The sequence below is a fragment of the uncultured Arcticibacterium sp. genome (genome assembly GCF_964021845.1).
Classification (GTDB): domain Bacteria; phylum Bacteroidota; class Bacteroidia; order Cytophagales; family Spirosomataceae; genus Arcticibacterium.
The window spans coordinates 434,262-460,004 of the sequence record NZ_CAXHZC010000004.1 but is presented as its reverse complement, the minus strand read 5'-3'; the positions used below and the strand labels follow the sequence as shown (position 1 = coordinate 460,004).

The following is a 25,743-nucleotide window of genomic DNA, read 5'->3' as shown; positions in this document are numbered from 1 at the left end:
ACCCATCAAAATGGAGTTTTATGACATAAGCGTTTCCTATTTCTGAGTAACTCTAACTGCTATCCTTCTATTCTGAGTTTTACCTTCTTGGCTTTCATTACTAGCCACCGGATGAGCGGAACCATATCCTTCAGCCTCTAATCTTGATGCGTATATACCATTGGCCAAAATTGCAACCATAACTTTGTTCGCTCTATCCTGAGAAAGTTTCATATTTCCTTCTTCGCTTCCAGAATTATCTGTGTAACCTCCTACCTTCAAATTTACCTCTGGATAGGCATCCAGAATGACGGCAATATTCTTCACTTGCTCTGATGACTCCGCTGTTAAATTAGAGCTTCCTGACTCAAAATTTATTCTATCTAAATTAAACCAGCTGGTTTCATCCACCGTTCCATCCGATATGAAATTCAATAGATTAGCTTCCATACCTTCCGTAGGGATATTCAATTCAACACCGTTTGGTAATTTCACATTGAAAAATTCACTTAATTTCTTTATTTCCTTATCAGCAGCCGCAACACCGTCATCTACTGCACCACTTACATCCTCTCTAATTACATCTGCTGTATTTACGTCTACTTTAGAATAATTCTTATAGGCCCAAATTCCTATAATTATAATCAGAAGAGCCAATAGTACCTTCATCATGCTCTCTCCTCCAAAAATGCCTGCACCAATGTTCTTTATACCAGCCATAGCTGTGAAACTTCTCCCTTGAGCGTTTCCTAGCTGTTCAAAATTTAGCGAACTCGCCAAAGAAGATAAACCTGCCGGCATTTCAGCCTTAACATACTCTTTTTGTCCCATCAATAAACTTGCTAAACCAGAAAGGCTCAAACCGTCTAGTTTCACTTGCTTGCCTATCACACTCATTAACAATGGCGTCACAATGCTTAAAAGGGACGAGGTTGATGATTTTTTCAAACCACTAAAAGAAGCAATACTATCTATTACTGAACCAGTATTATTTCCCAAAACGGAAGAAACTAAACCTGAGCCATTATCCAACAAACCTTGAGACTGCGACTTATTTGTCAATAAACCTTCCAGATTACCCAAAACCCCTGAATTACTACCCAAGTTAATCAGCCCCATTAAGGAGGCTAAACCTTCTTCTGTAGATATTTTGTTAATTATTCCACCAAGAAGAATTGGTAATACTCCGCTAAGACCTCTACTTATTAAAGATGAGTTTTCTCCTAAAAATTCTGAGACTTGGTCGACAGCTTCATTTGATAGATAACCCTTGGTTAACTCCAGCAAATTGGTTGACATATAAATGGGGTTTTATTATTGAATAACCTATGCCAATAAAGGCAAAGTGGATGTTGATTGACTACGTAGGTTAGACTTAATAAATCAACAAAGTCACAAAAATATCCTATTTATCCAAATAACAAAACAGCTAATAGACTTATTTAAAAGCAATTAATAATAATCTCTTTTTCAATGAGGTTTAAGGTGTTGTTTAGCCGAACTGAGCCAGCTAAAAGGTTTTTCAGAATTTCTATTTAGTAAGCAAAAAATACTAGCCTATTCGCTCAAGTATCCCTTTAATAATAGTAGTCATTTGAGGCTCTGCCGCATAAGCTGCCTTCAAAATATCTTCAATATTTGCTTTGGTCAACGTTTCTGGAATACCCATGTCTGTAATTACAGAAATAGCAAAAACTTTTAAACCTATCTGAATGGCAACCAAAGCTTCTGGTACGGTGCTCATTCCTACGGCGTCTGCTCCCACTAACCTTAGTAGTCTATATTCTGCCTTACTTTCTAAAGCTGGACCACTTACGCTAACGTAAACACCTTGCTGTACTCGGTCAAAAGAGTTTTCAGCTGCTATCTCATGAGCCAACTGAATCATTTCTGCATCATACGGTGCCGACATGTCAGGAAACCTGTCGCCTTTTATGCACTCCCCTACCAGCGGATTCTCTGGTAAGAACAAAGAGATGTGATCGTCTATTATCATTAAATCAGATACCGCATAGTCAGGATTCATCCCTCCAGCAGCATTCGAAATAATAAGCCTATCAATACCCAAACTGTCCATCACTCGTACAGGAAAAGTAACCTGTTCCATGCTGTAGCCCTCATAGTAATGAAACCTACCCGACATGCATACCACTTTTTTACCTGAAAGCGTACCGAAAACAAGTTTTCCAGAATGAAACTCTACGGTAGCCTCCACGAAACCTGGGATATCTGAATAGGCTATTTCGTAAGCTACTTTAATGTCTTTCAGTAAGCCTCCAAGGCCCGTTCCCAAGATAACTCCAATTTCAGGAGTAAAACCGTTTGTTTTTTCTTTTAAGAAGTCGGTGGTGCTGATAATTTTTTCAGATAAGTTCATCATGGAAGTTTTAAAAAAATAAGGAGAATCTTAAACAACAAAAAAAGGGTCAAACCTTTCGGTCGACCCTTCATTTCTTACAAAATATCTTTTACAAAGAAAGAGTACCTTTTTTAGCTGCTTGTATTAAAGTAGCTTCAAGACCTTTCTTGTTAATAGTACGCATAGCTTGTGTAGAAACTTTAAGCTCTACCCAAATACCTTCTGACTCCAAGAAGAATTTCTGCTTCTGAAGATTAGGATAAAATTTTCTCTTCGTTCTATTATTTGCGTGAGAAACGTTGTTACCAACTCTTGTTCTCTTACCGGTGATTTGACAAACCTTTGACATAATCTCTTTCGTTTAGTATAATTCTGCTGCTTTCACGAAGCAACTCCTCAATTGGGGTGCAAATATCCTAAATCTTTTATTCAATTGCAAGAGGGGCTTTTCTTTTTTATCTGGAATTTAAACACTTACCATTTAGCCTTATAATTGACATAAATGACTTTAATATATGCTGTTAAACACATTGGATTAATATATTCCTTAAAACATTTGTCATAATTTTGGCTTTTAAGACCAAAATAACGCCAAACGAATTGGCCTTTTATCTCCAATTTCCTATTAACCTTTCGCTCCTCTGGAGCTTTTACACTGAATAACATCTAGTAATCCTAGTCAAACACTACCTCCATACCTCCAGACCTTAAAACCGTATTTCTAATACTTCCTGGTCCTTCAAACCTCGCATGAACACCCACAATTTCATTTACAGGGTTTTGTGTGGTGGCCTTGTAGGCCAAATTTCCATTTACAAAAAACTGTACCTCACGGTCTATACAAACCACTTTTATCTTTGTCCATTCGTGTAAGTCTGCACCAAACCCGCTTAGGTCTGCCGACTTGCTATCTGTACCAAAACCGTAGGCCGCCAAATACATATTACCGACACAGGCGGGCTGAGCTAGCGGAATTATCAATATATCATCTTTTGCTTGAAGCATGATTTGCATATTTTGACAAGCCGCTTTCCCTTCGGAAAAACTTGATTTCACTTCTATCTCAAACTCAAAATTATCCGTCTTAAAACCTTCCAAATCTTTTTGATTTGAAAACCAAATTAAAGGCAAGTCTGGAGTGAGCCCAATATCATACTTCTCCAAAAGTTCTTTACTGGCTACTACCGCATCTTTCTCATAAACCTCCTCCTTGCTAAAATAAAGCGGCATATCATTAGTGGTATTAGCTAAAACGCCAAGCCAACCATCCGTGATTATCTGAATATCATGTTCTTTTAATATATAATCGCCAGCCATTAGCTTTGCTCTATAATACCCAGGATAGTAATAAATGGAAGAATGATGCCTCTTATTTCTATCTACGGCAAACTTTCTCCTGACATCCCAATTTTGACTGATAAAGACAGTATCATTTTCATTTGCTGCCGTGGCATCGTAATCAAAAACTACCGAATTAGGCAAACCTTTACTCAGCATAGTTTTAGACGAAAACTGGAAGTCTTCTAGATTATATTTTGGCTTAGATTTTAAATAAAGAAAAAGTGCTGCCACTAAAAGCAAGACCAAACTAGAATACAGATAGGGTTTTAATTCAAAAGCCCTCTTTTCTACTGGCTTCTCTTCTTTTAAAGAAGGAATTATTTCTTCCGAGTTCTCTGAAGCAGCTTCCGTTTCAAAGCTTCGCCAATCTTCATAACCCACAAAAGCTGCCAGGGTGTTTAGTGTGGTAAAGGAAGGTTTATTTTGATATTTTACTTTGCCGAAAAAACGCTTTAAGGTAGAAACACTCAAACTAACCTCTGTGACTTCCAGAATCTCATCACTTAGTTTTTCAAAGTCATAATTACTCCAGCCTTCCGCAGCACCCCAATTCAGCCGAGCTTCAATTGCTTTTTTTAGTATTTGGATGGTTGGGTTTTTCATGATCATTTCTCTTCAACGCTTACTCGTCGAAACTCCTTTAATTTAATCCTTCAGCCTATTCTTTAAATCCATTCTTTCATGGAGAATTCTAGTCACTTCAATATAATCCTCACTCAAAATTCGATAGAAAATAATATGGTGATTCACTTTCATCCCGAAAAGCGATTCAGTAATACCCTCATAGCTTTTACCTATTCTTGGATTAATCGCAATCTCATTACATGTCGAAATGAAAGACTTATAATAAATATCTGCCTGCCGCTCCGACCATTCGTCAAAAGTATAATCCCAAATCTTACCTAAATCTTCAACTGCCTTATTTGTAAGATTAAACTTAGCCATTTGAGTGTTTTCTTGCTTTTAACTCTTTTAAATGTTTTGTAGCATCAAAGTCTTCTGCAATTCCACTGTCCATTCCTTCTTGAATAGCATTCCGTAAAGCAATAGCCCGACTTTCTTCTTCTTCCAAAAGTCTTAAGCCTGCCCTAATAACCTCACTAACATTTTTAAAGCGACCTTCGCTAATACTGCTTTGAACAAACTGGTCAAAATAATTACCTAAGGATACTGATGTGTTTTTACTCATTATCTAATTCAATAAACTATTCAAATATACCAAAAATTGGTACTATTTAAAGCAACTCTTTATAAAACAATCACTGAAACCACCTTGAACCAAAAATGAACAAATCCTGAACAGGCTATATAAGGCTGAATAGCCAATTTTGCGATACATTAAACATACAAGCAAAATGAAAAAGCTAATTACCTTAACCCTATTAGTCGCTGTGGTTTTCAGTGGCGTGGCACAGTCCATTGACCTAAAACCTGAGAACTTTGACTTTAAAGAGGGCAGCGTGGAATTCCTTAATTACAAGGGGAGACAGAGCATGAAGATTGCTCCTAATGCTAATCCTATTGAAATCAAAAATCTTAATTTCAAAAACGGAACCATTGAGTACGACATGGAACCAATTACCGGAGGTTTTTCTAGTAGCGTTTATTTCCATAGACAAGATGACAAAGAGCAGGAGATTGTTTACCTGCGAGTTTTTAAAATGAATGATAAACTTGCGAATGAGGCCATTCAATATGCTCCCTATATTGATGGGGTAAACATGTGGGATATGCTACCGCAATATCAGGCCGCTTCCGAGATTAAACCAGACTGGAATCATATAAAATTGGTCATTTCTGGTAAGCGAATGAAAGTGTACTGCAATAAGAAAGAAGTGCTGAACATTCCAGAACTGGAAGGAAGAATGGCTGAAGGTAAGATTGCTTTTGATGGTAATTCTTATATCTCAAACCTAATAGTAAAGCCTAATGCCACAGAAGGATTACACCCAGAGGCTCTTCCAGACCTAACAGACCATCAGTCTAATTTTATACGAAACTGGGCCATGACCTCTCCTATGCTCTTACCTAAAGGCACAGATATCACAACAGATAATTTACCAGACAATGGTCTTTTTGAAAAATCCATTTCGGCTGAAAGAATGGGACTTATTAACCTAACCAAAGTTTACGGTAAAAGTACAGAGAGACGTGTTATTTGGTTAAAGGCGGTGGTAGAAAGCAGTATAGCCAAATCGGTAGAACTAGAATTGGGCTTTAGCGATGAGTTATGGGTTTTCTTAAATAACAAAATGGTGTATGTAGACAAAAACCTTTACATGCAAGACATGAAGAAATACCCAAGGGGGCGTATTTCTACAGAAAATGGTTCTGTTAGATTAAATCTTAAAGAAGGTAAAAACGAAATAACCATGGCGGTAGCAAACGACTTTTATGGTTGGGGCATTATAGCTCGACTAAAAACGGTGGACGACCTTCTTTCTATTGAGAAGTTTACACCTATAGCAGAAGTGTCCATTGAGAACATTAAGCAGTATTTAGGCACTTACACTACCAAAGACATGCCCATCAAAATTAGTATTACGGAAACGGAGGGTAAGTTGATAGCTCAAGCCACGAATCAAGAGCCTCTAGATTTTAAGTATATCGGCAACCACGTTTTTGTAAATGAGAAGGAGAACATCAAATTGACTTTTAATATGGCTGAGAGCAAAGTTATATTGACCGAAGGTGGAAATGATTATTCTTTTTTGAAGAAATAGAACTTTCGATAGTCTTTAAATTACAAATTCTCACTTTTTAGAAAGGTGAGAATTTGTCTTTTATGGGGAGTATTGTTTGTCATGATTTTGGCTTTTTGAACCAAAATAACGCCAAACGAGCTAAAAATTCAATCTCGTTTCTATTAACATTTCGCTTCTCTGGAGCTTTCAAAAATAATGTTCTAATAAATTAAGAATAAGCTACTTCGTACTAAACTGATGGTCTTTGTCTTTGAAAAGGACATTGAAAGAGGTCATGGAGCCGTAGCATCGGGTAATGTATTGTTGGCAATCAACCTTGGCTTCGTCAGTTAAATCGCTGGCATTTACCTTTTGTTCTAGCACACGTAGTTTGTCACGCATCATCACTATTTTATGAAAGAATGTCTCTATTGGCATTTCCTTCGCAGCTAATCCTTCGGCTCCAGGTTTTAGAATCATGGTTCCTCCCTTCCATCTGTCACCTAAAGGCACAGTTTCGGTTTGCCCATTCCATTTTTGAAGAAGTTTAGTAAGTGTGAGTTCCACTTCATACATAGACACCATATCACTCTCGGTTTCTACATATTCAATTATTTCTAGTGGTTCTTCCAGCTCCACTTTTTCACTCCCTTGGTTATAAAATGTAATGTCATAATAGGTAGAATGCACATTCATTACCACGCCTAAGCCATATTCCTCATGTTTTACTCTGCTTCCTACTCCTAAAAATTTCATATTCGTCGGTTTTGTTTATTAGCTAATTTCAAAGGCTGTGCCAGTTTAATTTAACTGCTTCGAAAAGTTTATTTTAATTTTTTTAGACAAGCCTAAACTTTATTTTATATTTGTACGTAATTAAAAACATATATATAACTAATTTAATTATTTGAAACATCTACTTTACATACTGATAACCCTCGTTACCAACACTTTAGTATTGGCTCAGAATAATTCACTGACAGGTAAAATTCTCTCAGAAGAAGGTGAAAGCGTATCGTTTGCTACAATTTTACCTAACAATAGCGGTCAGGGCACCCAAGCTGATGAAAATGGAAAATTCACCTTGAACAATTTAGAGCCTGGGAAACTAAGTCTTAGTATCAGCTCTGTTGGTTTTGAAAACAAGAAGCTCAATACTGAAATAAGAGACGGAGAAACCAACTATTTAGAAATAATACTGCGTGAAAGTTCCTCTTCTTTAGATGAAGTAGTAGTAACTGGCACCATGAAAGAAGTAAGTCGATTAGAAACCCCCGTACCAGTAGAAATTTATACGCCAGCGTTTTTCAAAAGAAATCCTACACCTAACGTTTTCGAAGCTTTGCAAAACGTAAACGGAGTAAGACCGCAGCTAAACTGTAATGTGTGTAATACTGGTGATATTCACATAAATGGCCTGGAGGGCCCTTATACCATGGTTTTGTTAGACGGCATGCCTATAGTGAGTGGCTTGTCCACGGTATATGGTTTATCCGGAATTCCGAATTCTTTGATTGAACGTGTAGAGGTGGTTAAAGGACCAGCCTCTTCTTTATATGGCAGCGAGGCCGTGGGTGGTCTCATTAATATCATCACCAAATCGCCGCTAAAAGCTCCTAAATTATCTGCCGATGTAATGATGACCAGCTGGCAAGAATTAAATGTGGACTTAGGTTTCAAACAAGCCATAGGCTCAAAAATCCAAACTTTGACTGGCGTCAATTATTATAACTATCAGAACCCGATTGATAATAATGGAGACAACTTCACAGACGTAACTCTGCAACATCGTGTTTCATTATTTCATAAATGGAGTGTAAAACATAGCGGCGACAAATACTTTAATGTGGCCGCCAGGTACTTTTATGAAAACAGGTGGGGTGGTGAAATGGACTGGACAAGTGCCTTCAGAGGTGGAACAGAAAAATACGGTGAAAGCATCTACACCAAAAGGTGGGAAGTACTAGGAAGATATGAACTCCCTACTAAAGAAAAACTAGCTTTGACTTTCTCTTATAATAATCACGACCAAGATTCTTACTATGGAGACCTACCTTACTTTGCGAAGCAAAACATCGGTTTTGTTCAAATGACCTGGGATAAATCTCTAAAAAATCATGATTTACTTACGGGAATAGCGGCTCGTCACACATTTTATGATGACAATACTCCAGCCACCGCAAGCCCTGAAAACCTTGACATTACTGCTCCTGAAAATAGTTTACTGCCTGGTGTTTTTGTTCAAGATGAAATCACCTTAGACCAAAAACAAAAAATACTCTTAGGTTATAGATTTGATTATCATCAAGAGCATGGTGGCATTCACACACCGCGAATAGCTTACAAATACAATTTGAACAAATTCAATATTCTTAGACTTAATGTAGGTACAGGTTTTAGGGTAGTAAACCTTTTTACAGAAGACCATGCCGCACTTACAGGAGCTAGAACAGTAGATATATTAAGTGAGCTTGAGCCTGAGAAAAGCATCAATGCCAACCTTAATTATATGGCCAAAATCATTACAAAAAACAACGGTTTTATCGGCGTAGATTTCACGGCTTTTTACACTCATTTCAACAACCGAATAGTGCCTGATTATGACACAGACCCTCAAAAAATTATTTATGACAACCTAGATGGGTATTCGGTTTCAAAGGGTATATCTGCCAATGTGGATTTCAATTTTGCGAATAGCCTAAAACTTTCGACAGGTGCCACTCTTATGGATAACACTTTAATAGAAAATGGCGAAACCGAAAGGCCTTTACTGACCGAGCAATTCAGTGGAACTTGGTCTGCCTCGTACACCATTCCTCGTATAAATATTATGGTAGATTATACTGGAAACCTCTACGGGCCAATGAAACTGCCAGTGTTGGGTGACTTAGACCCAAGACCTGACACCTCGCCTTGGTGGAGTATTCAGAATATTCAGTTGACTTATTCGCCAAATAAAGGTTCAATACAAGTATATGGTGGCGTTAAAAACCTTTTAAACTTTACACCTGCGGCAAATAGCATTGCACGTTCTTTTGACCCATTTGATAGAGAAGTGACCTTTAATGATGCTGGAGATGTGGTTCCTACCGCAAACAACCCTTACGCCTTAACTTTTGACCCGAGTTATGTTTATGCTCCAAATCAAGGAATTAGAGGTTTTTTAGGGGTGAGATGGTCATTGGATTAATGAATTTACTCATAGGGAAAACGATTTATGAATTGTCAATAAAAACTACATATCACCCCTACGGGGTTTGTTAATTCTTTGCCAATATTATTTATCTACCAATGTTTCGCCCCGATGGGGCTTTGCATAAAGATGAAGTTGCTTTATACAGGGCCGATATGAAAGTAGGATTGGGTCATGACCCAATCCTACTTATTAACGACAAAAACAAAGCTTATTCGTTTATTATGACAATTTCTACACGACGATTTTTTTGACGCTCTTCTTTTGATTGATTTTTCTCAATAGGCTTTGTATCTCCCCATCCTTTGAAAGTAATACGCTTAGCTTCAATACCTTCGGCTATCAAATAATCTCTTACATTCTTAGCTCTATCCATGCTTAAAATCATATTAAGTCGGCTATCGCCTTGATTGTCCGTATGACCATCTACTCTGATTTCCATTTCTGGGTTTTCGTTCATCATCCTAACTACCTTTGCCAGTTCTTTATGAGACTCTTCCAATATATCTGCTTTACCAAGCGGGAAATAAACATTCTTCAATCGGAAGGTATTTTCATCAACCTCTTCTAACTCTTCCTCTTTAACAGGCTCTTCTATCACTTCAGCTATTTCCTCTTGTGGTGTTTCTTCCACCAAAGGCTCTAAAAATATGTCTCTATCAAACGATTTGGTCACCTTGCTCAAGTTCATATTTTCCGTAGTTAAAGCGTAACCATCTGCTTCTATTTTATAAACATAGGAATCAGGTTTTACTAAAAACTCATAGTAACCAGTTCTAGAGGTCATCACGGAATCAAAAGGAACATTGTCACCTTCAATAGTACAAGTGATTTTTGCCGCAATTGGTTTTTCAGTGGCCGCATCATAAACTTTACCACTCATGATAAACTCTTCTGCTGGGTTTTCAGGTATTGCTGCTAGAGCTTGAGTTTCACCAAGGGCAGGATTGTTAACTTCTACTCCATAAAAATTCCAATATTGAAAACCATCACGCTCGTCGTTTGGTCCTTCTACCAAGTCTACCGATTTAATGCCAGGCGACAACTTCTCAAAAAACACTTTGAAAAAGTACTTTTTATCGGGTTCTACATTTTGCCTTTCTGGTGCTACTGGAATATTACTGGCTTTGATAAAATCAAACTCCTTTCCATCTTTTGAACGTAAAAAGGAAGTTGGCTGAATGCTAATGGTACTTCCTCCCATTCCTCCCATCATTTGCTGTAAAAGCATATTACGCATCATAGGATTCATTCTACCTAGCTGCTCTTTTTCCTTTGGGTTGTTATCCAAATACTCTTTTAAGGCTTCCTTTGGCGATTTGCTCACATACTGCATAGAAACCACCGTATAGTCGTCTGTAATTTCAATTTTATTGATGAAAGTATCTTGAGTAGACTTCTTAGTGACTTTTGGATTTGGCGTAACTTGTGCCAGTGCATTTTGTACGCCAAACAAGAAAATGATTGACAGTATCTTATACATAGTATTTTAGTTTATTAGGTTCTAAATGGCAAACAATGCCCCTAATTTATAAGTTTAAACTGACTTGTTAAGAAGTGTTAAAAGCGATTCGTGAATATTGACTGCCTTTCAGGAGATTTTGAACTTGAATGTTTTATGATTTTTTCTCCTTGCGATAAAAAAGCGACCAAAGCGTGGGGTGATATCTCAAGGGTATTTTACCGAAGTTTTGTCCCTACAGGACATTCTTACGGCAAATCATCGCGTAAACGAATTCATATTAAGTATTAGTCCTCATAAAACTCTAGTGGCAAGCCATCAGGGTCTGCAAAGAAGGTAAAGCGTTTCCCGGTGATTTCATCAATTCTTATCGGCTCGCAGGTAACGCCCTTTCTGATAAGTTCTGCAATTGCGACTTCAATATTATCAACTTCAAAAGCTAGGTGTCTCAAACCTACGGCCTCTGGCCTTGAAACTCTCGGAGGAGGGTTTGGGAACGAAAACAATTCAATAATGTATTCGCCGTTTAGACCTAAATCTAACTTATAAGAGTCGCGTTTTTCTCGGTAAGTTTCTTTGATAATTTCTAGGCCAAGTACCTCCGTGTAGAATGTTTTTGACTTTTGATAATCGGAACTTATGATGGCTATATGGTGAACTTTAGTTAGATGTATCATCAATTGGTATTTTCTAAATTTTCAATTTCTCTATGTAACATTTCAATTCTATCTGGTAGTAGATAAATATATTCAATAAGATAATCCAACAAATCCAACATTTGAGTGGCAATTCTTTTATCAGGAGTTTTTACTAAATCAAAATGAGCCCCGAGATTCCCTCCTTTCCTCAATGCTTCAGCAAGAGTCAATATAGGTTCTTGTAAATCGATATGATTGGGCAAATCTTTCAAACTATTATAGAGAGTAGCCTTATTGCTCAGGTTTGGAATTAAATCCTTCGATATACCTTCTAAAAGCCTCCTACACAATACTGCAGTACCAACCCATTCGCCAATATTATATACGTTTATTGCTGATTCATAAGCCATTAATAAAGCTTCGTTCAGATTGGACTCCTCATGATTAGCACTAACGATTGAAGTTCTATTATTTGAATCTGGATGAATATATAGCTTACCTAGTTTACCCTTTTCTAATTCATAATCGATGTATATAAATTTCAGAAATTCATTACAGCCAGGACATTTCGATTTTGCACACATGCAAATATCATTAGAGTTTTGAGACCAGTTGAGCACAAAATTCACATTCCTAAAGCACTTAGGACAAAAATAATCTATTGAATAAACGTGAATGTATCCACGTGTTTCGGTCTTTTGTGAGATGTATTTTTCCTCTATTCTCTGCATGAACCTAATCTATATTTTACGCTATTTAATTTAAATCACTACCAATCATTTTTTGGAAATCTTTAATATTACCCATCATTACCAAAATATCTGATTCGTCAAACTCGTGGTCTGGGTCAAGATTCATGTCTACCGTGGCAAACTTACTCATCATACCTATGATGTTCTTTTTAGTCTCAAAACGCTTTACAGCTATCAATTTTAAACCATAAGTGCTAAAAAAGTCAATATTATCGGCTGTTCTGCCCAAATACCTTTTCGGTACTTCAATCTCCAAAATACTGCAATGGTCCGACAAATCGAATGATTCTAATACACCACTAAGTTCTAGTTGCTTCGCAAACTGTTCTGCCGCTATTTTCTCTGGATTAAATATAGTTTCAATACCAATAGACTCTAAAACCGTTTGATGTAGCGGATTAATAGCTCTACTAATAATAGACTTGGCGTTATGCTGTTTCAGAAGAGCGGTAGTCAAAATAGATGCTCCCACATCTTCCCCAATAGCCACTATAATTTGGTCTGCCTCTTGGATAGGAAGCGAGTTTAAGGCCCCTGGTTTTGAAGAATCTAAACAGATGGTATGAGTAATTTTATTTTTTAATTGCTCTACAATCTCCAAGCTATTGTCTACCCCAAAAACCTCATGCCCAATGGCTGTCAATCGCGAGCTAAGCGTTGACCCAAAATTCCCTAAACCTATAATAATGTATTTCATTCTTTTCTTAAATTTTCAATTGTTGAATCCCTCCCCCTATTTGTCGGAAGTTTGATGTCCTATGCTGGAAGTTTTCATCGAACCTCCGACATTCAGTATCCAAACACCCATCATCAAATAATCAAAACGTTTTCCTTAGGATATTGATGCGAACTGCTATGAATCTTCTTAAAGACGCCAAATAACAAAGTAAACATACCTACCCTCCCTAAAAACATGGTCACTATCAAAACGAGTTTTGAAGCCGTACCTAACTGAGGGGTCAAATTCATGGATAAACCTACCGTACTATATGCCGAGAAACATTCAAAAGCAATCTTGGTAAGTTCTTGCTGCGGTTCAAATGTACTTATGAGAAAAACTGCCATCCCGATAATTAAAAGCGAAAGAAATATTACAGCAAAAGCTCTATGAATGGATGAACCAGAAATTTCTCTTTTAAAAAGGTCAACCCTATCTTTTCCTTTGGCTAAAGCCACAATATTTGATATTGCAATGGTAAATGTGGTGGTCTTAATACCTCCACCCGTACTACTTGGCGAAGCACCAATCCACATCAACAAAAGGTAAATTAAGATAGTGCCCTGCATCAAACCTCCCATATCTACGGTGTTAAAACCAGCCGTTCTAGGGGTGACTGAACCGAAAAACGACTGCACCAATTTTCCGAACATAGTAGGATGCGGCTGCAATGAATTATTATACTCTGTGATAAAGTATAGGACAGTTCCTATCGCCAGCAAAATTCCTGTAGATGTAAGTACCAGCCTAGAGTGCACATTCAGGTTTCTGGCCATAAAAATGAACCGTTTCTTAAAAAACAACCAGCCTATCAAACTCCTCAGCAACTTCTTAAAAGTATCATAAAGGTCTATCACCACCGGAAAACCTATACCTCCCAAAATCACTAAAACACAAATAACGAGCTGAAAAGGATAATTAAACCGAAAACCGCCATTAAACAAACCATCAGGAAGCGTACTAAACCCTGCATTACAGAAGGCGGAAATGGAGTGAAAAACAGAAAACATCCATGAGTCATAAGAACTCGTGAAAAAAGTTTCATTACTGGTAAGATGAATAAAAAACACCCCTATAAGCTCAATAACAAAGGTGTAACTTACAATTTTAAGGAGCGTTGAGAATAATGAATTTGGTTTATCTGCCTGAATAATATCACTTAAAATAAGGTGATTTCTAAAAGACATTCCTCCTTTAAATAGAATGGCGAAAAAGTTGGTAAAAGTCATTAAGCCCAAACCTCCAATTTGAATCAAAATCAAAAGCATGTCTTGTCCAATGGCTGTAAACGTAGTGGAAGTATCTACCACTGTAAGCCCTGTTACACACACTGCACTGGTGGCTGTAAATAGAGCATCAATAAAAGATATTTTTTGAGAAGAAACGTCTGGAATCAAAAGAATGGCGGTTCCTACCAAAATCAACATCACAAAACTCACCACAAAAAGCACAGAGGGTGTCATGCCTTTTCCTCCGAAAATGGCACCTTCTCTCATGAGCCTCACCACAAAAAAGATACTCAATAAAATATAGAGAAACCAATTTTGATTTATTAGCTCAAAATTACCTTTCAGATAAAGAAATAGGTACAAAATACCTGCAAAAATCAGGTCTGGCAGGTGTGTTCTATCAAGAAGCTTAATTCTTTTTCTAATAAAGTTTTGAAGAATCCATTTGATGAAATATAAAAACATCACCGCAATCGGGATATCTATCAAAATGGTATCTACCCAGTTTTCTACGGCTAACTCTTTAGGAAAAGCTATTTGATAAATTACCAATGCAAAGCCCAAAAGCAGAGCACCAAAAATAGCCCAGTCCATTCTTTTAACCACTTTTTCTCTTATGAGAATAAGCTTATCCCAGAAATCTACCAGGTAGTGTTTTAATTTCACTTAGTATAAGTCTTTGTTATCAAGCTTCTAATTTAGGAATTCATTTATCAAATCTATGAATATCAAACAATCCTATATTTTGAGATACGTTTTTTTCAAGAATTAGTTTACTCACCATTTGACCCGATATAGGGGCTAAACTAATGCCTAACATAGCATGGCCAGAGGCTACCACTAAATTATCAAGGTGCTTTGCCTTCCCTATATAAGGCAAACCATCTGGTGAGCATGGCCTTAATCCGTACCAAATATCATCATCTTTTGGCATAGGTACTTTTACTTCCCCATAAAAATCTTCACCTGCTTTAGCTATCGCTTTTACACGTTTCTTTTTGATATTGGGGTTAATTCCTGCCAACTCCATGGTGCCTGCAAAACGTACTCTATTATCCATAAATGGCGTTACAGCCACTTTAGCTTCGCAAAGAATAGAAGGGTGTTGGATTTTTTTATTGACTTCTTGCTCTTGCAGAAAACTGTAACCTTTTCCTGCCTGCATTGGTATTTTAAGTTTAAATAGCTTTACCAAACCTTCCGACCAACTTCCTGCCGCTACCACTACTTTTTCTACTTTTATTTTAGATGGCTCCCCTTTAAAGTCTTCTAATGTAAGTTTGTCAACCGTGTTTCCATTAAAACTGGCGTCAATCACTTTGGTATTATAAGAAAACCGAACACCCTTACTAAGTAAAAACTTCTTAAGGCTTTTGACTAACTTTTGAGGATTACAATGGGAATCATCTGGGTAGAAAACTCCTCCTAATACATCTGGCAATGCTTCCGGTTCTAACTTATGTACACCTGCTCTATCCATAATCTCGGCCTTCATACCCAAATCATGTGCCTTAGATGCTACCTGAATTTCGTCATCTAAAAGATGTTCCGTTTTACAGAGAAGAAGCAACCCTTTCTTTTCAAAGTCAAAATCTAGTTCTTTGGAGGCTTCCAAATTAAGATACATGGCTCTACTTGCTACCAAAAAGTCTCTTAAAATCGGCATAGCTTCATCTACCTTTCTTTGATTGGCAGCTTGCATAAATTTCCAAGACCAGTTAAGCATAGACAAATCAAGTCGGGGTTTAACATAAAACGGGCTAGCATCATCTAACATCCATTTTAACGCTTTTTGTACCATTCCTGGAGTAGCCAAAGGGATAAAGTGACTTGGGGTAATCATACCTGCATTTTGAAATGAGCAGCCATCATCACCAGCGTATTGTTCAATAATCTCTAGCTCATGACCTTCCTTAACTAGGTAGTAAGCCGAGAAGAGTCCTATAATACCAGAGCCTATTATGTGAACTTTCATTTTTTGTTTTCTTACGCTGTTTTTATATTCATTTCTTTTTCTTAATCCCGCCTTTTGACGATAACCTCTTCTTTCGCTGCCTTATTCAGGCGGAACCTACCTTTTTTCATCTGGAAAAAAGTAGGCAAAAAAGCAGACAGGATTTAAACTCACGAATCTAAAATTGACTTTATCTTTTTTTTTTCACAAACCCTCTTTGATTTTAGCTTCGCTCAAACAGTAAATTCTGATGTAAGGGTCAATTACTTTTTTCAAATCACTTGAAAACCCTCTGCATAAGGGTCATCTTCTTTATTTATTGAGATTAGGTTTTCTCCGTACACTTTTGCCCATCCTTCTATGGAGGGTATGATGGCGTCGAAATCTCCTAATTTCGTTCTACCTTCTATTCTCCCTTCGAATTTACTGCCTATTATGCTTTCATGCACAAACACATCACCTGCTTTCAGTTTTCCTTTTGCGGCCCATTGAGCCATTCTTGCTGAAGTCCCTGTGCCACACGGCGACCTATCAATAGCTTTGTCGCCATAAAAGACCGCGTTTCTTGCCGTAGATTTTGGGTCAATAGTCTCTCCCGTCCACATGATATGGCTTAGTCCATTAATACTGGAATCTTCTGGGTGCGTGAAATCATGAGAAAGCCTAAGCAATGCTCTAAGTTCCCTTGCCCAAGAAATTAATTGCTCTGCTTTATAATGTTCTAATCCTTTAAAGTTTTCTTGACGGTCTACTATTCCATAATAGTTGCCGCCATAGGCTACATCTAGTTTTAGTTTTCCTAAAGGCGGAAAATCTACTTCTATGTTTTCCTTTGCCAAATAGGAAGAAACGTTTGTCAATCGCACACTTTCCACTTTCCCATCCGCATCTTCTGTATAAGCAATCTCCACCAAACCAGCAGGAGCTTCCATTCTTACCTTACCATTAATTTTAGGTTTGATAAGCCCGTATTCCAAACCCATGGTAATAGTACCTATGGTACCATGACCGCACATTGGCAAACAACCCGAAGTTTCTATAAAAAGTACAGCTACATCATTTTCAGGCTTATGAGGCGGATAAAGAATACTTCCCGACATCATATCATGACCACGTGGCTCAAACATCAGCCCTTTTCTTATCCAATCATATTTTTTAAGGAAATCTTGTCTTTTTTCAGACATGTTATTCCCTTCTAATGCAGGACCACCATGTGCAACCAAACGAACTGGATTACCACAGGTGTGGGCATCAATACAGTAAAAGAGGTTTCCTTTCAATCTCCTTTTGACAAAGAAACTTTCAGAAACCTCTAATTCTAATGGGTGTGTTGCCATTCTTAAAGTTCAGGTAAAACAGGTCTTGTTGCCAATGATTTTTCAATAATCGCCATTACTTCTGCTCTTTCCTCTCCTACCAATGGAAGTCTAGGCTCTCTCACCCATTCCGTACCCATGTTTACAGCAGCTTCAGCAAGTTTAATTTTCTGTACAAACTTGTTTCCAATATCTAAGGCCAACAGAGGGAAAAACCATCTATAAATTTCTCTTGCTTCCTCTATTCTTCCTTGTTTTACTAATTCATAAATTACTACCGTCTCTCTTGGGAAAGCATCTACCAGACCAGCTACCCAACCATCTGCTCCCATAATTAAGCTTTCCATGGCTAAATTATCAACCCCAGAAAGTATTTTATACCTGTCGCCTAATTCATTGATAATTTCTGTCAAATAACGAATATCTCCCGTACTCTCTTTCATGGCTTCAAAATGTGCGTTTTGAGCCAAATCTTTAAACATATCAATGCTTATGAAATTCCCGTAGGCTATAGGGTTATTATAAGCCATTACTGGCAAATCTGTGGCATCTGCTACTGTATGAAGATAATGAAGCGTTTCTCTATCGTCTGCTTTGTAACGCATAGAAGGTAAGAGCATAAAACCCTCTACACCAGACTTTTCACAATCTTGTGCAAAAGCTACCGACTCCGATGTGATGCATTCTGCAACACACATTATCAATGGCATTTTGCCATCAATTGCCTCCTTAGAAGCCTCAACCAAGGTCATTTTTTCTGCGGTGGTCAGTGTACCATTCTCACCGAGCGAACCGCAAATAATAATGCCATGAACACCCGCTTCTATTTGTTTTTCAATATTGGTTTTGAAAAGACCTAAATCCAAACTTTGGTCTTTATTAAAATTAGTAGTTACTGCTGGGTATACACCGTTCCAATCTGGCTTCATAATATTTGGGTTTTCTAAATGAATGTTTGAGGCTTCAAATTAGAACTATTTATTAGAATTAATTGTCCTTTCAATACTGATAATTTAGACCATGACTAAAAAGAAAACACTTATTTTAGGTGCTAGCACCAATCCAACACGGTATTCTTATTTGGCTGCCAACAGATTAGCCAAACATAAACACCCTATAACTTTATTAGGCATAAAAAAGGGTGAAGTAGCTGGTGCAACTATACAAAACAGTACAAATGGAATAGAACACATTCATACTGTCACCATGTATTTAGGGGAGCGGAATCAGCTTCAATACGAAGACTTCCTTTTGAATTTAAAGCCTAAACGTGTAATCTTTAACCCTGGAGCAGAGAATCCTTCTTTAATGAAACGTTTACAAGAGCAAGGTGTGGAAACCTTGGAGGCATGTACCCTTGTGATGTTGGGTACCGGGCAGTTTTAAAACTTAACCTATCTTAATAGCCACATTCCCTGTCTTTTGTCCCGCGAAAACGTAAGTAAAAGCTTCGCCGACTTTCTCTATAGGATATACCCTATCAATTACTGGTTTCATTTGGCCTGACTCCATTAGTTTTTTCACCAACATCACACTTTCCTTTATATTTAATGGTAAAGGAAACTTCACTTTTTTCCCGGAGCTAAATTTGCCAATTATTGGTAAGAAAATATTCTGCGACCAAGGTCCTAATTCGGATGAGATGTAGACACCCTTTGGTTTTAAAAGTGGCTTACATTTAAAAAATGTGCTTTTGCCTACGGCATCAAAAATAAAATCAAATGCTGTATCTAGTTTCGTAAAGTCTTCTGTTTCGTAGTTTATTACATTATCGGCTCCCAAAGATTTAAGCAATTCCAAATTCTTTGTATTCCCTACAGCGGTTACCTCCGCACCAAAATATTTAGCTAATTGTAAAGTGGCAGAACCTATCCCGCCAGTAGCTCCGTTTACGAGTACTTTATCTCCGGGCTTTAATTCTATTTTATTAAGAAAATTGAGTCCATAATGAGCTCCTTCTGTGCATGCTGCAGCTTCTTCAAAAGTTAGCTGACTTGGTTTTTTAGTAAAAGCTTCCTTTTCTGAAAGTACTAGATATTCCGCATGGGACTTTAAACCATTAGAGTTTAGTCCAAAAACCGCATCTCCTACTTTAAAATCATTGATACCATTCCCTACCCCCTCTATAATTCCAGAAAACTCTGTTCCTAGAATCATATTTTTTGGTTTAAAAAGCCCTGTCATAAAACGCATAAAGAAGGGCTTTCCATAGAAAATAGCACAGTCGGTTCTATTAACAGATGCCGCTTTCACTTTAATTAAAACCTCATTTTCTTTTGGAATCGGCTTAGTAATTTCTTCTAACTTAAGATGTTCAGGTTCACCGTATTTTAACCATTTTATTGCTTTCATATTTTAAAATTACATCTCCAAACGGGAAGCTTAATCCAATAATTTATCAATGGTTCAAAATAGTTTTAAATGGTTTGTTCATAAAAGAACCATTATTAAGTACCAGTCAAATAGCCTTAGACTAAGCTTTCCCAGTCCTTTTAGCTAATTTTGCAGCAGAACCAATATTAGTGCATGCTTTACCCGAAAAATTTAGAACAAAAACTCGGTTTTGACACCATCAAAGAACTTACCTCAGAGAGATGCGTGAGTGACTTAGGCAGGTCTTTTATAGACAAAATTAGATTTTCAGATAACTATACGCTCGTCAAAAAATTGGTAGGGCAAACTGCCGAGTTCAAACTTATCATGCAGCTGCATTCTGCGTTTCCTGAACAAAACTATATTGATGTTACAGATTCCCTCCAAAATGCACAAACGCCCGGTGCTTATCTCTCTGAAGAATTATTCTTTGACCTAAAACTATCTTTGACCACCATTCTTCAGATTCAGCAGTTTTTTGAAGGAAAAGAGCTTCAATTTCCTCTTTTGGTTGACATGGTGAAACAGGCCATTGCAGAAGATTTAGACTTAGAAGAAATCGTTTCTAATATTGATGGGATTATTGACGAACGTGGGATAGTGCGTGATAACGCATCAAAAGAGCTATTTCAAATAAGAAAAAGAATACTTTCAGAGCAAAGTTCAGTTAGAAGAACGTTAGAACGCATCTACAAAATGGCCAAAAACTCTGGCTGGATTGGAGAGGACATGTCATTAACCGTGCGAAATGGCCGTTTGGTGATTCCATTACTAGCGGAGCATAAAAGAAAGATGAAGGGCTTTGTTCATGACGAGTCTGCTACAGGGAAAATGGCTTTTGTAGAGCCTTCTGAAGTCTTAGAAGCCAATAATGAAATTCGTGATTTAGAGATTAAAGAGCGAAGAGAAATCATTAAAATCCTTAGAGATTTAACAGCAGATATTCGTCCACATATTTTAGAGTTGAAGCGAGCCTACTTCTTATTAGGTTTAACAGATTTTATTAGAGCTAAAGCAAAGCTTGCGGTTGACTTAGATGCCACAGCCCCATTACTGGTCAATGAAAGGCTCATGGAGTGGACTTTTGCGAAGCATCCTATTCTGTACCTTGCTCATGAAAAATTAGGCAAGGCTACTATTCCATTAACCGTAGAACTTAACGATGATAATAGAATATTGATAGTTTCTGGACCAAATGCCGGAGGTAAGTCTGTGATGCTGAAGACTATTGGCCTTATTCAGTACATGGCTCAGTGCGGTTTTTTGGTACCAGTTTCCCCTGATTCAAAAATAGGAATTTTCAGAAACTTGTTTATTGACATTGGTGATGAACAAAGCATAGAAAACGATTTGAGTACGTATAGTTCTCATTTGACTAACATGAATTTCTTTTTGAGCCATGCAAATAAAAACACGCTCTTTCTAATTGATGAATTTGGAACTGGAACAGAGCCAAATTTAGGTGGTGCCATAGCTGAATCTCTTTTAGAGGATTTTGTCAAATCTAAAGCCAAAGGGGTAATCAATACACATTATACCAACCTTAAAATCTTTGCTGATAAAAACCGTGGATTACAAAACGGAGCTATGAAGTTTGATGGCGAACAGCTGGAACCCATGTATATTTTAGAGATGGGTAAGCCAGGGAGTTCATTTGCACTGGAGGTGGCAAGTAAAATTGGCCTACCGCCGTACATCACCAAAAGAGCAAAAAAGAAACTAGGAACGCAGCAGGTTGATTTTGAGAAAATGCTGAAAGAACTAGAAATAGAAAAGAAGGTATTTGCTGAAAAAAATCAAGAGTTCATAGAACAAAACGCTCTGCTAAAGCAAAAAATGGAGCAGTACACTGGCCTTAAAGACTTCTTAGATGGCGAGCAAAAAAGAATAATAAACGATGCTAAAACCGAAGCCAAAAAGCTTTTAAAAGACAGCAATAAAGCCATAGAAACGGCTATTAGAGATATAAAGGAAAACAAAGCGGACAAAGAAAAAACAAAGGTTATTCGTAAAAAGCTTGAGGTATTAAAGGAAGAAGTACTAGAAGAAGAAGTGGCCGAAGAGCCTAAAGACGTTTGGCACACTGAGCAAGGAAAAATAGAGATAGGCTCTTTTGTAAAAGTAAAAGGCCAAGAAACTATAGGGGAGGTTATAGCCATTAGAGGTAAAGATTTCGAAGTGGCTATAGGCCAACTGAAAACTAATATTAAAGGCAATAGACTTGAAAAAGTTAGTAAGAAAACATTCAAAACTGCTACTAAAGAAAAGCCTAGAGCCAAAGTCACCGGAGTAGACATGACTGAGAAAATGGCCAACTTTAGCTTCAACCTCGATATTAGAGGAAAAAGAATGGAAGAAGCCATGCTAGAGTTAGATAACCTCATGGACGACGCCATTATGTTAGGTTATAATGAACTCCGAATAGTTCATGGCAAAGGAGATGGAGTTTTGAGAAACCTAGTCAGAAATCACCTAAAAGAATATAAGCAGGTAAAGGGCTTTAAAGACGAACATGCTGATAGAGGTGGACACGGGGTTTCATTAGTGAGTTTAGTTTAATTATGAAATCAGACAATAGGCAAGAAATAAAGAAATTCTGGGCTTGGTTAGTTAAAAACGACCAGCTGATAAGAAGAGTATTAGAAGAAGGTAGTGATGCTAAAAAGAAAGAGCTAAGTAATTACTTTGACGAAAAAATCTTATCCTTTGGGCATTTTACTTGGGAGATTAATGATGGTTTTTCAAAAAGTTACCAATTGGTCATTTCACCAAATAGAGAATTTGAACTGCTTCAGCTTTCTAAAAAGATAATTGCAAATGCTCCTAAAATGGAGTTTTGGGAGTTTGCTTATGCCAAAGCCAAGGTAAAGTATATTGAACCCTTTAAGATATACGACGAGAACTTAGATGCACATTTGATAAGCACCAACACATGGGAATTTAAAACAGAGGGCGACACTTTCTATGCATACGCTCCTAATTTGGTAGAACTAGACAAAGAAACAGAACAGCACATACTGGACTTAGTGGGCACAGCGGTACTGGGTGAAGAATACAGAATATTAAATATTAAGAATTTAGTCAGAGTTGAAAATACAGAAGGTGGTGATTTTACCAGCCTTTAATCTTCTCTCATTTGTAAGGTTTTTATACCATAATGATGCCCTGCATCTTCCTTAATAAGCATATAGATTTTAAACTCCTTATTTTTACTCTTATAGTTTGCCACCGAATAACGTAAAGTTTTAGAGGTAGTTCCTTGGTAAACGTAGCTAAACTCAACAGGAGGATTAGTTTTAAAGAAAGATGACAAAATATAACTAGCTCGCTCTTTTGAGATTTTAGCAAACTCAATTTTTTCAGAGTCTATAACTAACTCTAACTCATCGGCCAATAGGTCTCCAAGTAAATCTGCATTTCCACGGCTAAAGGAGCTTTCTATTAAACCCGCAATTTCATTTAAAGAGGCTTGCTCTTTATCGTTGTGATTGATAAACGCAACTGAATTCGTCAAAAACAGACAAAGCAGTAGACCGTAAATGTATTTCATGTTTTTTATGTGAAGATTGATACTCCTGACAATTTATATATTGATTAAATTTGCATAAACTGTGCCAGAAACACCGATATACGTAAAGAATATGTTAGATATAAAAGAAGTACAATTACTACTAAACACTGAACAGACTAAGCAGAAGATCAGGAGGATGGCCTTTCAAATATTTGAAGACAATTTTAAAGAAAAAAAACTGGTTATAGCAGGGGTTAATGGCCAAGGTTACCATTTAGCCGAGGCTATTGTTAATAACTTAAAAGAGATATCAGATAAAGAGATATTTCTTGCAAAAATCATATTAGACAAGCAGGCTGAGAGCCAACCAGATATTCAAATTGAATGTGAAATAGATACGTTCAAAAAGAAAACCGTGATATTAGTAGATGATGTCTTAAACACTGGAAGGACTTTAGCTTACACTTTTAGGCCTTTTATGTCTATCCCTCTAAAAAGACTTCAGGTAGCAGTACTGGTGGATCGAGACTATTTAAACTTTCCTGTTAGAGCTGACTATGTCGGTTATAATTTGGCTACCACACTAAATGACCACGTAAAGGTTATTTTAGATAACAAGAAAGAGTACGGGGTTTATCTGTATTGATAAAAAGTATCCATGAAAAAACTACTAAAAGTATTGACACTACTTTTAATGCTACTTTGCTGGCATGGCACAGCACACTCTCAGGTAATAAAAAACCTTGGACTCACGGTCAATTATAATTACGGTGTTAAGAATGCTGGTGTGGGTTTACGCTATTACGTAGCACTAACTGAAAAGCTTTCCATTGTTCCACAGGTAAGATATCAGCCTGCCTTTAACACCATTCATGAGGCGTATGCTGGGCTAATGTTGCATTACTCCATTTATGAAAACAACTCCCTCGGCATTTATGCTTTGGCAGGTGGTGAGGTGAACTATTGGCTAAATTACGCCCCTACTGTAAACCCTAAAGCAAAGGAGGTCAATGCCTTACCCGAGCTAGGTGCCGGAATCCAAATCCCATTAAACAAGTTTATTATTTTTACTGAATTGAAATATAACCCTATTTGGAATGAAGCCTTCTCCGAATTAGGCATTAGGCTTACACCTAATAAAAGACGTAAAAACAAACAACTAAAATGCCCTAAATTCATTTAAAATACTCATTATCAATCCGATGAAAAACAAAATCACGTTCTTCCTTTTTTTCATATTTATTTGGGGCTGCTCGGATGACCGACTAAAACCTTTGGAGAAAGAAACCGCTGTAGAAGTGGAAATTCCCGAAACAGGCTCAGAAACTGAAGGTGAGCCTGAACCAGAGCCAGAAGAAATTGATTTTAAAAATAATACGGAGGCATCTAATCTCTTTTTAGCTCAACCTGCAAAAATCCCTGTCAATATAGATAACAGCATGCCATTTGTCAGTGTAAATGGCACTCAGGTTTATGTAGAGGTAGAAAAGTTTGTCAAAAAGAAAGATAATTCTCCTGTTAGTTTTCCTGTGAATATAGAACTCATTGAACTTTTTAGCCCTGGCGATATTATTTTGAATGGGAAGCCCACCGTTTCTAATGGAAAGCTTCTGAAAACTGGTGGTGAAATTTTTATAAGAATCACAAAAGATGGTGATGAAGTAATTCTTAAGGATGACCATTACCTAAGAATAAAAATTCCCACAAAAAAACCTGACAATCAGATGAGGCTATTTACTGGCGAAGAAGATGTGGAGGGAAACTTAAACTGGGAAGAAGAACCTCAATGGATAACCTATGAATGTAATTCTGACAAAAGGCAACCAGGTATTGATAGTAATTGCTTTAATACAGAGAGAGTGTCACTAACCGTAAATGACAATAACTATGAATTCTTTACTGGTGATTTAGGATGGATTAACTGCGACCGTTTTCTTAACGATGAAAGCCCTCTAACTACCATTAGTTTTGAGGCTAAAAATGCACCATTGAATGCTATCCTTTTATACTTGTATTTTCCTGATATAAATTCAATTATAGCAGTAAAAAATGGAGTCTCTTTAGAAGTACCTATAGGCCAAAACTACACCTATGTAGCTTATGCTGTATCAAGTAATGACCTCGTGTATGCTGAATGGAAAGAAGGTTTAACCGTGGCAAAAAACCAAAAAATCGAGTTAAACTTGGTGGAAACTACCCCCGAAGCCTTACTCGATTTTTTAGATGGTTTATAG

Annotated in this window: 25 protein-coding genes; 8 read left to right on the top strand and 17 right to left on the bottom strand. The window is 37.2% G+C overall.

Annotated elements, in window-relative coordinates:
• Nucleotides 1-36 precede the first annotated feature (36 nt).
• From AADJ06_RS14320 to AADJ06_RS14295, 6 genes are all read right to left on the bottom strand, one after another.
• Nucleotides 37-1,278 carry an OmpA family protein gene (locus tag AADJ06_RS14320; RefSeq protein ID WP_341227158.1) on the bottom strand — a complete coding sequence of 414 codons (1,242 nt, stop codon included), beginning with the start codon at nucleotides 1,276-1,278 and terminating at the stop codon, nucleotides 37-39.
• A gap of 253 nt (nucleotides 1,279-1,531) precedes the next feature.
• On the bottom strand, nucleotides 1,532-2,359 hold the full coding sequence (locus tag AADJ06_RS14315; RefSeq protein ID WP_341227157.1) for a purine-nucleoside phosphorylase: 828 nt from the start codon (nucleotides 2,357-2,359) through the stop codon (nucleotides 1,532-1,534).
• 88 nt (nucleotides 2,360-2,447) lie between these two features.
• On the bottom strand, nucleotides 2,448-2,687 hold the full coding sequence (rpmB, locus tag AADJ06_RS14310; RefSeq protein WP_111372246.1) for a 50S ribosomal protein L28: 240 nt from the start codon (nucleotides 2,685-2,687) through the stop codon (nucleotides 2,448-2,450).
• Between the two features lie 326 nt (nucleotides 2,688-3,013).
• Nucleotides 3,014-4,282, bottom strand: coding sequence for a hypothetical protein (locus tag AADJ06_RS14305; RefSeq protein WP_341227156.1), 1,269 nt, complete (start codon nucleotides 4,280-4,282; stop codon nucleotides 3,014-3,016).
• 42 nt (nucleotides 4,283-4,324) lie between these two features.
• On the bottom strand, nucleotides 4,325-4,624 hold the full coding sequence (locus AADJ06_RS14300; RefSeq protein ID WP_341227155.1) for a type II toxin-antitoxin system RelE/ParE family toxin: 300 nt from the start codon (nucleotides 4,622-4,624) through the stop codon (nucleotides 4,325-4,327).
• Nucleotides 4,617-4,868 (bottom strand): type II toxin-antitoxin system ParD family antitoxin, encoded by a 252-nt coding sequence (locus AADJ06_RS14295; RefSeq protein ID WP_341227154.1) that lies wholly within the window; start codon nucleotides 4,866-4,868, stop codon nucleotides 4,617-4,619. The genes AADJ06_RS14300 and AADJ06_RS14295 overlap by 8 nt, the downstream gene beginning before the upstream one ends.
• A gap of 166 nt (nucleotides 4,869-5,034) precedes the next feature.
• On the opposite strand from AADJ06_RS14295, the gene AADJ06_RS14290 reads away from it, so the two are divergent.
• A complete protein-coding gene (locus tag AADJ06_RS14290) occupies nucleotides 5,035-6,402 on the top strand; it encodes a hypothetical protein (RefSeq protein ID WP_341227153.1) in 1,368 nt (455 codons plus the stop codon).
• Nucleotides 6,403-6,603: 201 nt separating this feature from the next.
• Here the strand turns inward: AADJ06_RS14290 and AADJ06_RS14285 are convergent, their stop codons facing one another.
• Nucleotides 6,604-7,119, bottom strand: a complete 516-nt coding sequence (locus AADJ06_RS14285; RefSeq protein WP_341227152.1) for a hypothetical protein — start codon at nucleotides 7,117-7,119, stop codon at nucleotides 6,604-6,606.
• 151 nt (nucleotides 7,120-7,270) lie between these two features.
• Between AADJ06_RS14285 and AADJ06_RS14280 the strand changes: the two genes are divergently transcribed.
• A complete protein-coding gene (locus tag AADJ06_RS14280) occupies nucleotides 7,271-9,553 on the top strand; it encodes a TonB-dependent receptor (RefSeq protein ID WP_341227151.1) in 2,283 nt (760 codons plus the stop codon).
• Between the two features lie 214 nt (nucleotides 9,554-9,767).
• Here AADJ06_RS14280 and AADJ06_RS14275 read toward each other — a convergent pair whose 3' ends face one another.
• From AADJ06_RS14275 to AADJ06_RS14240, 8 genes are all read right to left on the bottom strand, one after another.
• Nucleotides 9,768-11,039, bottom strand: coding sequence for an OmpA family protein (locus tag AADJ06_RS14275; RefSeq protein ID WP_341227150.1), 1,272 nt, complete (start codon nucleotides 11,037-11,039; stop codon nucleotides 9,768-9,770).
• Between the two features lie 266 nt (nucleotides 11,040-11,305).
• Nucleotides 11,306-11,695 carry a VOC family protein gene (locus AADJ06_RS14270; protein WP_341227149.1) on the bottom strand — a complete coding sequence of 130 codons (390 nt, stop codon included), beginning with the start codon at nucleotides 11,693-11,695 and terminating at the stop codon, nucleotides 11,306-11,308.
• The gene (locus tag AADJ06_RS14265) at nucleotides 11,695-12,387 is read right to left on the bottom strand and encodes a DUF4145 domain-containing protein (RefSeq protein ID WP_341227148.1); all 693 of its coding nucleotides are present in this window, start codon (nucleotides 12,385-12,387) and stop codon (nucleotides 11,695-11,697) included. The genes AADJ06_RS14270 and AADJ06_RS14265 overlap by 1 nt, the downstream gene beginning before the upstream one ends.
• A gap of 25 nt (nucleotides 12,388-12,412) precedes the next feature.
• On the bottom strand, nucleotides 12,413-13,105 hold the full coding sequence (locus AADJ06_RS14260) for a TrkA family potassium uptake protein (protein ID WP_341227147.1): 693 nt from the start codon (nucleotides 13,103-13,105) through the stop codon (nucleotides 12,413-12,415).
• A gap of 113 nt (nucleotides 13,106-13,218) precedes the next feature.
• On the bottom strand, nucleotides 13,219-15,021 hold the full coding sequence (locus AADJ06_RS14255; protein ID WP_341227146.1) for a potassium transporter TrkG: 1,803 nt from the start codon (nucleotides 15,019-15,021) through the stop codon (nucleotides 13,219-13,221).
• A gap of 40 nt (nucleotides 15,022-15,061) precedes the next feature.
• The gene (locus tag AADJ06_RS14250) at nucleotides 15,062-16,330 is read right to left on the bottom strand and encodes an FAD-dependent oxidoreductase (protein ID WP_341227145.1); all 1,269 of its coding nucleotides are present in this window, start codon (nucleotides 16,328-16,330) and stop codon (nucleotides 15,062-15,064) included.
• 251 nt (nucleotides 16,331-16,581) lie between these two features.
• A complete protein-coding gene (locus tag AADJ06_RS14245; protein WP_341227144.1) occupies nucleotides 16,582-17,646 on the bottom strand; it encodes a 4-hydroxyproline epimerase in 1,065 nt (354 codons plus the stop codon).
• Between the two features lie 2 nt (nucleotides 17,647-17,648).
• Complete coding sequence (locus tag AADJ06_RS14240; protein ID WP_341227143.1) at nucleotides 17,649-18,554, bottom strand: dihydrodipicolinate synthase family protein; 906 nt, start codon at nucleotides 18,552-18,554, stop codon at nucleotides 17,649-17,651.
• Between the two features lie 91 nt (nucleotides 18,555-18,645).
• Here AADJ06_RS14240 and AADJ06_RS14235 point away from each other — a divergent pair, with 91 nt between their 5' ends.
• Nucleotides 18,646-19,011, top strand: coding sequence for a CoA-binding protein (locus AADJ06_RS14235; RefSeq protein WP_341227142.1), 366 nt, complete (start codon nucleotides 18,646-18,648; stop codon nucleotides 19,009-19,011).
• 3 nt (nucleotides 19,012-19,014) lie between these two features.
• Here the strand turns inward: AADJ06_RS14235 and AADJ06_RS14230 are convergent, their stop codons facing one another.
• Nucleotides 19,015-19,977, bottom strand: coding sequence for an NAD(P)-dependent alcohol dehydrogenase (locus AADJ06_RS14230; protein WP_341227141.1), 963 nt, complete (start codon nucleotides 19,975-19,977; stop codon nucleotides 19,015-19,017).
• Between the two features lie 174 nt (nucleotides 19,978-20,151).
• On the opposite strand from AADJ06_RS14230, the gene AADJ06_RS14225 reads away from it, so the two are divergent.
• Both AADJ06_RS14225 and AADJ06_RS14220 read left to right on the top strand, forming a co-directional pair.
• Nucleotides 20,152-22,557, top strand: coding sequence for a Smr/MutS family protein (locus AADJ06_RS14225; protein WP_341227140.1), 2,406 nt, complete (start codon nucleotides 20,152-20,154; stop codon nucleotides 22,555-22,557).
• 2 nt (nucleotides 22,558-22,559) lie between these two features.
• The gene (locus AADJ06_RS14220; protein WP_341227139.1) at nucleotides 22,560-23,123 is read left to right on the top strand and encodes a hypothetical protein; all 564 of its coding nucleotides are present in this window, start codon (nucleotides 22,560-22,562) and stop codon (nucleotides 23,121-23,123) included.
• Here the strand turns inward: AADJ06_RS14220 and AADJ06_RS14215 are convergent.
• Nucleotides 23,120-23,548 carry a DUF4783 domain-containing protein gene (locus AADJ06_RS14215; RefSeq protein ID WP_341227138.1) on the bottom strand — a complete coding sequence of 143 codons (429 nt, stop codon included), beginning with the start codon at nucleotides 23,546-23,548 and terminating at the stop codon, nucleotides 23,120-23,122. The genes AADJ06_RS14220 and AADJ06_RS14215 overlap by 4 nt on opposite strands.
• A 91-nt stretch (nucleotides 23,549-23,639) precedes the next feature.
• On the opposite strand from AADJ06_RS14215, the gene AADJ06_RS14210 reads away from it, so the two are divergent.
• The 3 genes from AADJ06_RS14210 to AADJ06_RS14200 are packed head-to-tail and all read left to right on the top strand — an operon-like array spanning nucleotide 23,640 to nucleotide 25,743.
• Nucleotides 23,640-24,155, top strand: coding sequence for a phosphoribosyltransferase family protein (locus AADJ06_RS14210; protein WP_341227137.1), 516 nt, complete (start codon nucleotides 23,640-23,642; stop codon nucleotides 24,153-24,155).
• Between the two features lie 12 nt (nucleotides 24,156-24,167).
• A complete protein-coding gene (locus AADJ06_RS14205) occupies nucleotides 24,168-24,692 on the top strand; it encodes a hypothetical protein (protein ID WP_341227136.1) in 525 nt (174 codons plus the stop codon).
• A 19-nt stretch (nucleotides 24,693-24,711) separates the two neighbouring features.
• The gene (locus tag AADJ06_RS14200) at nucleotides 24,712-25,743 is read left to right on the top strand and encodes a hypothetical protein (protein ID WP_341227135.1); all 1,032 of its coding nucleotides are present in this window, start codon (nucleotides 24,712-24,714) and stop codon (nucleotides 25,741-25,743) included.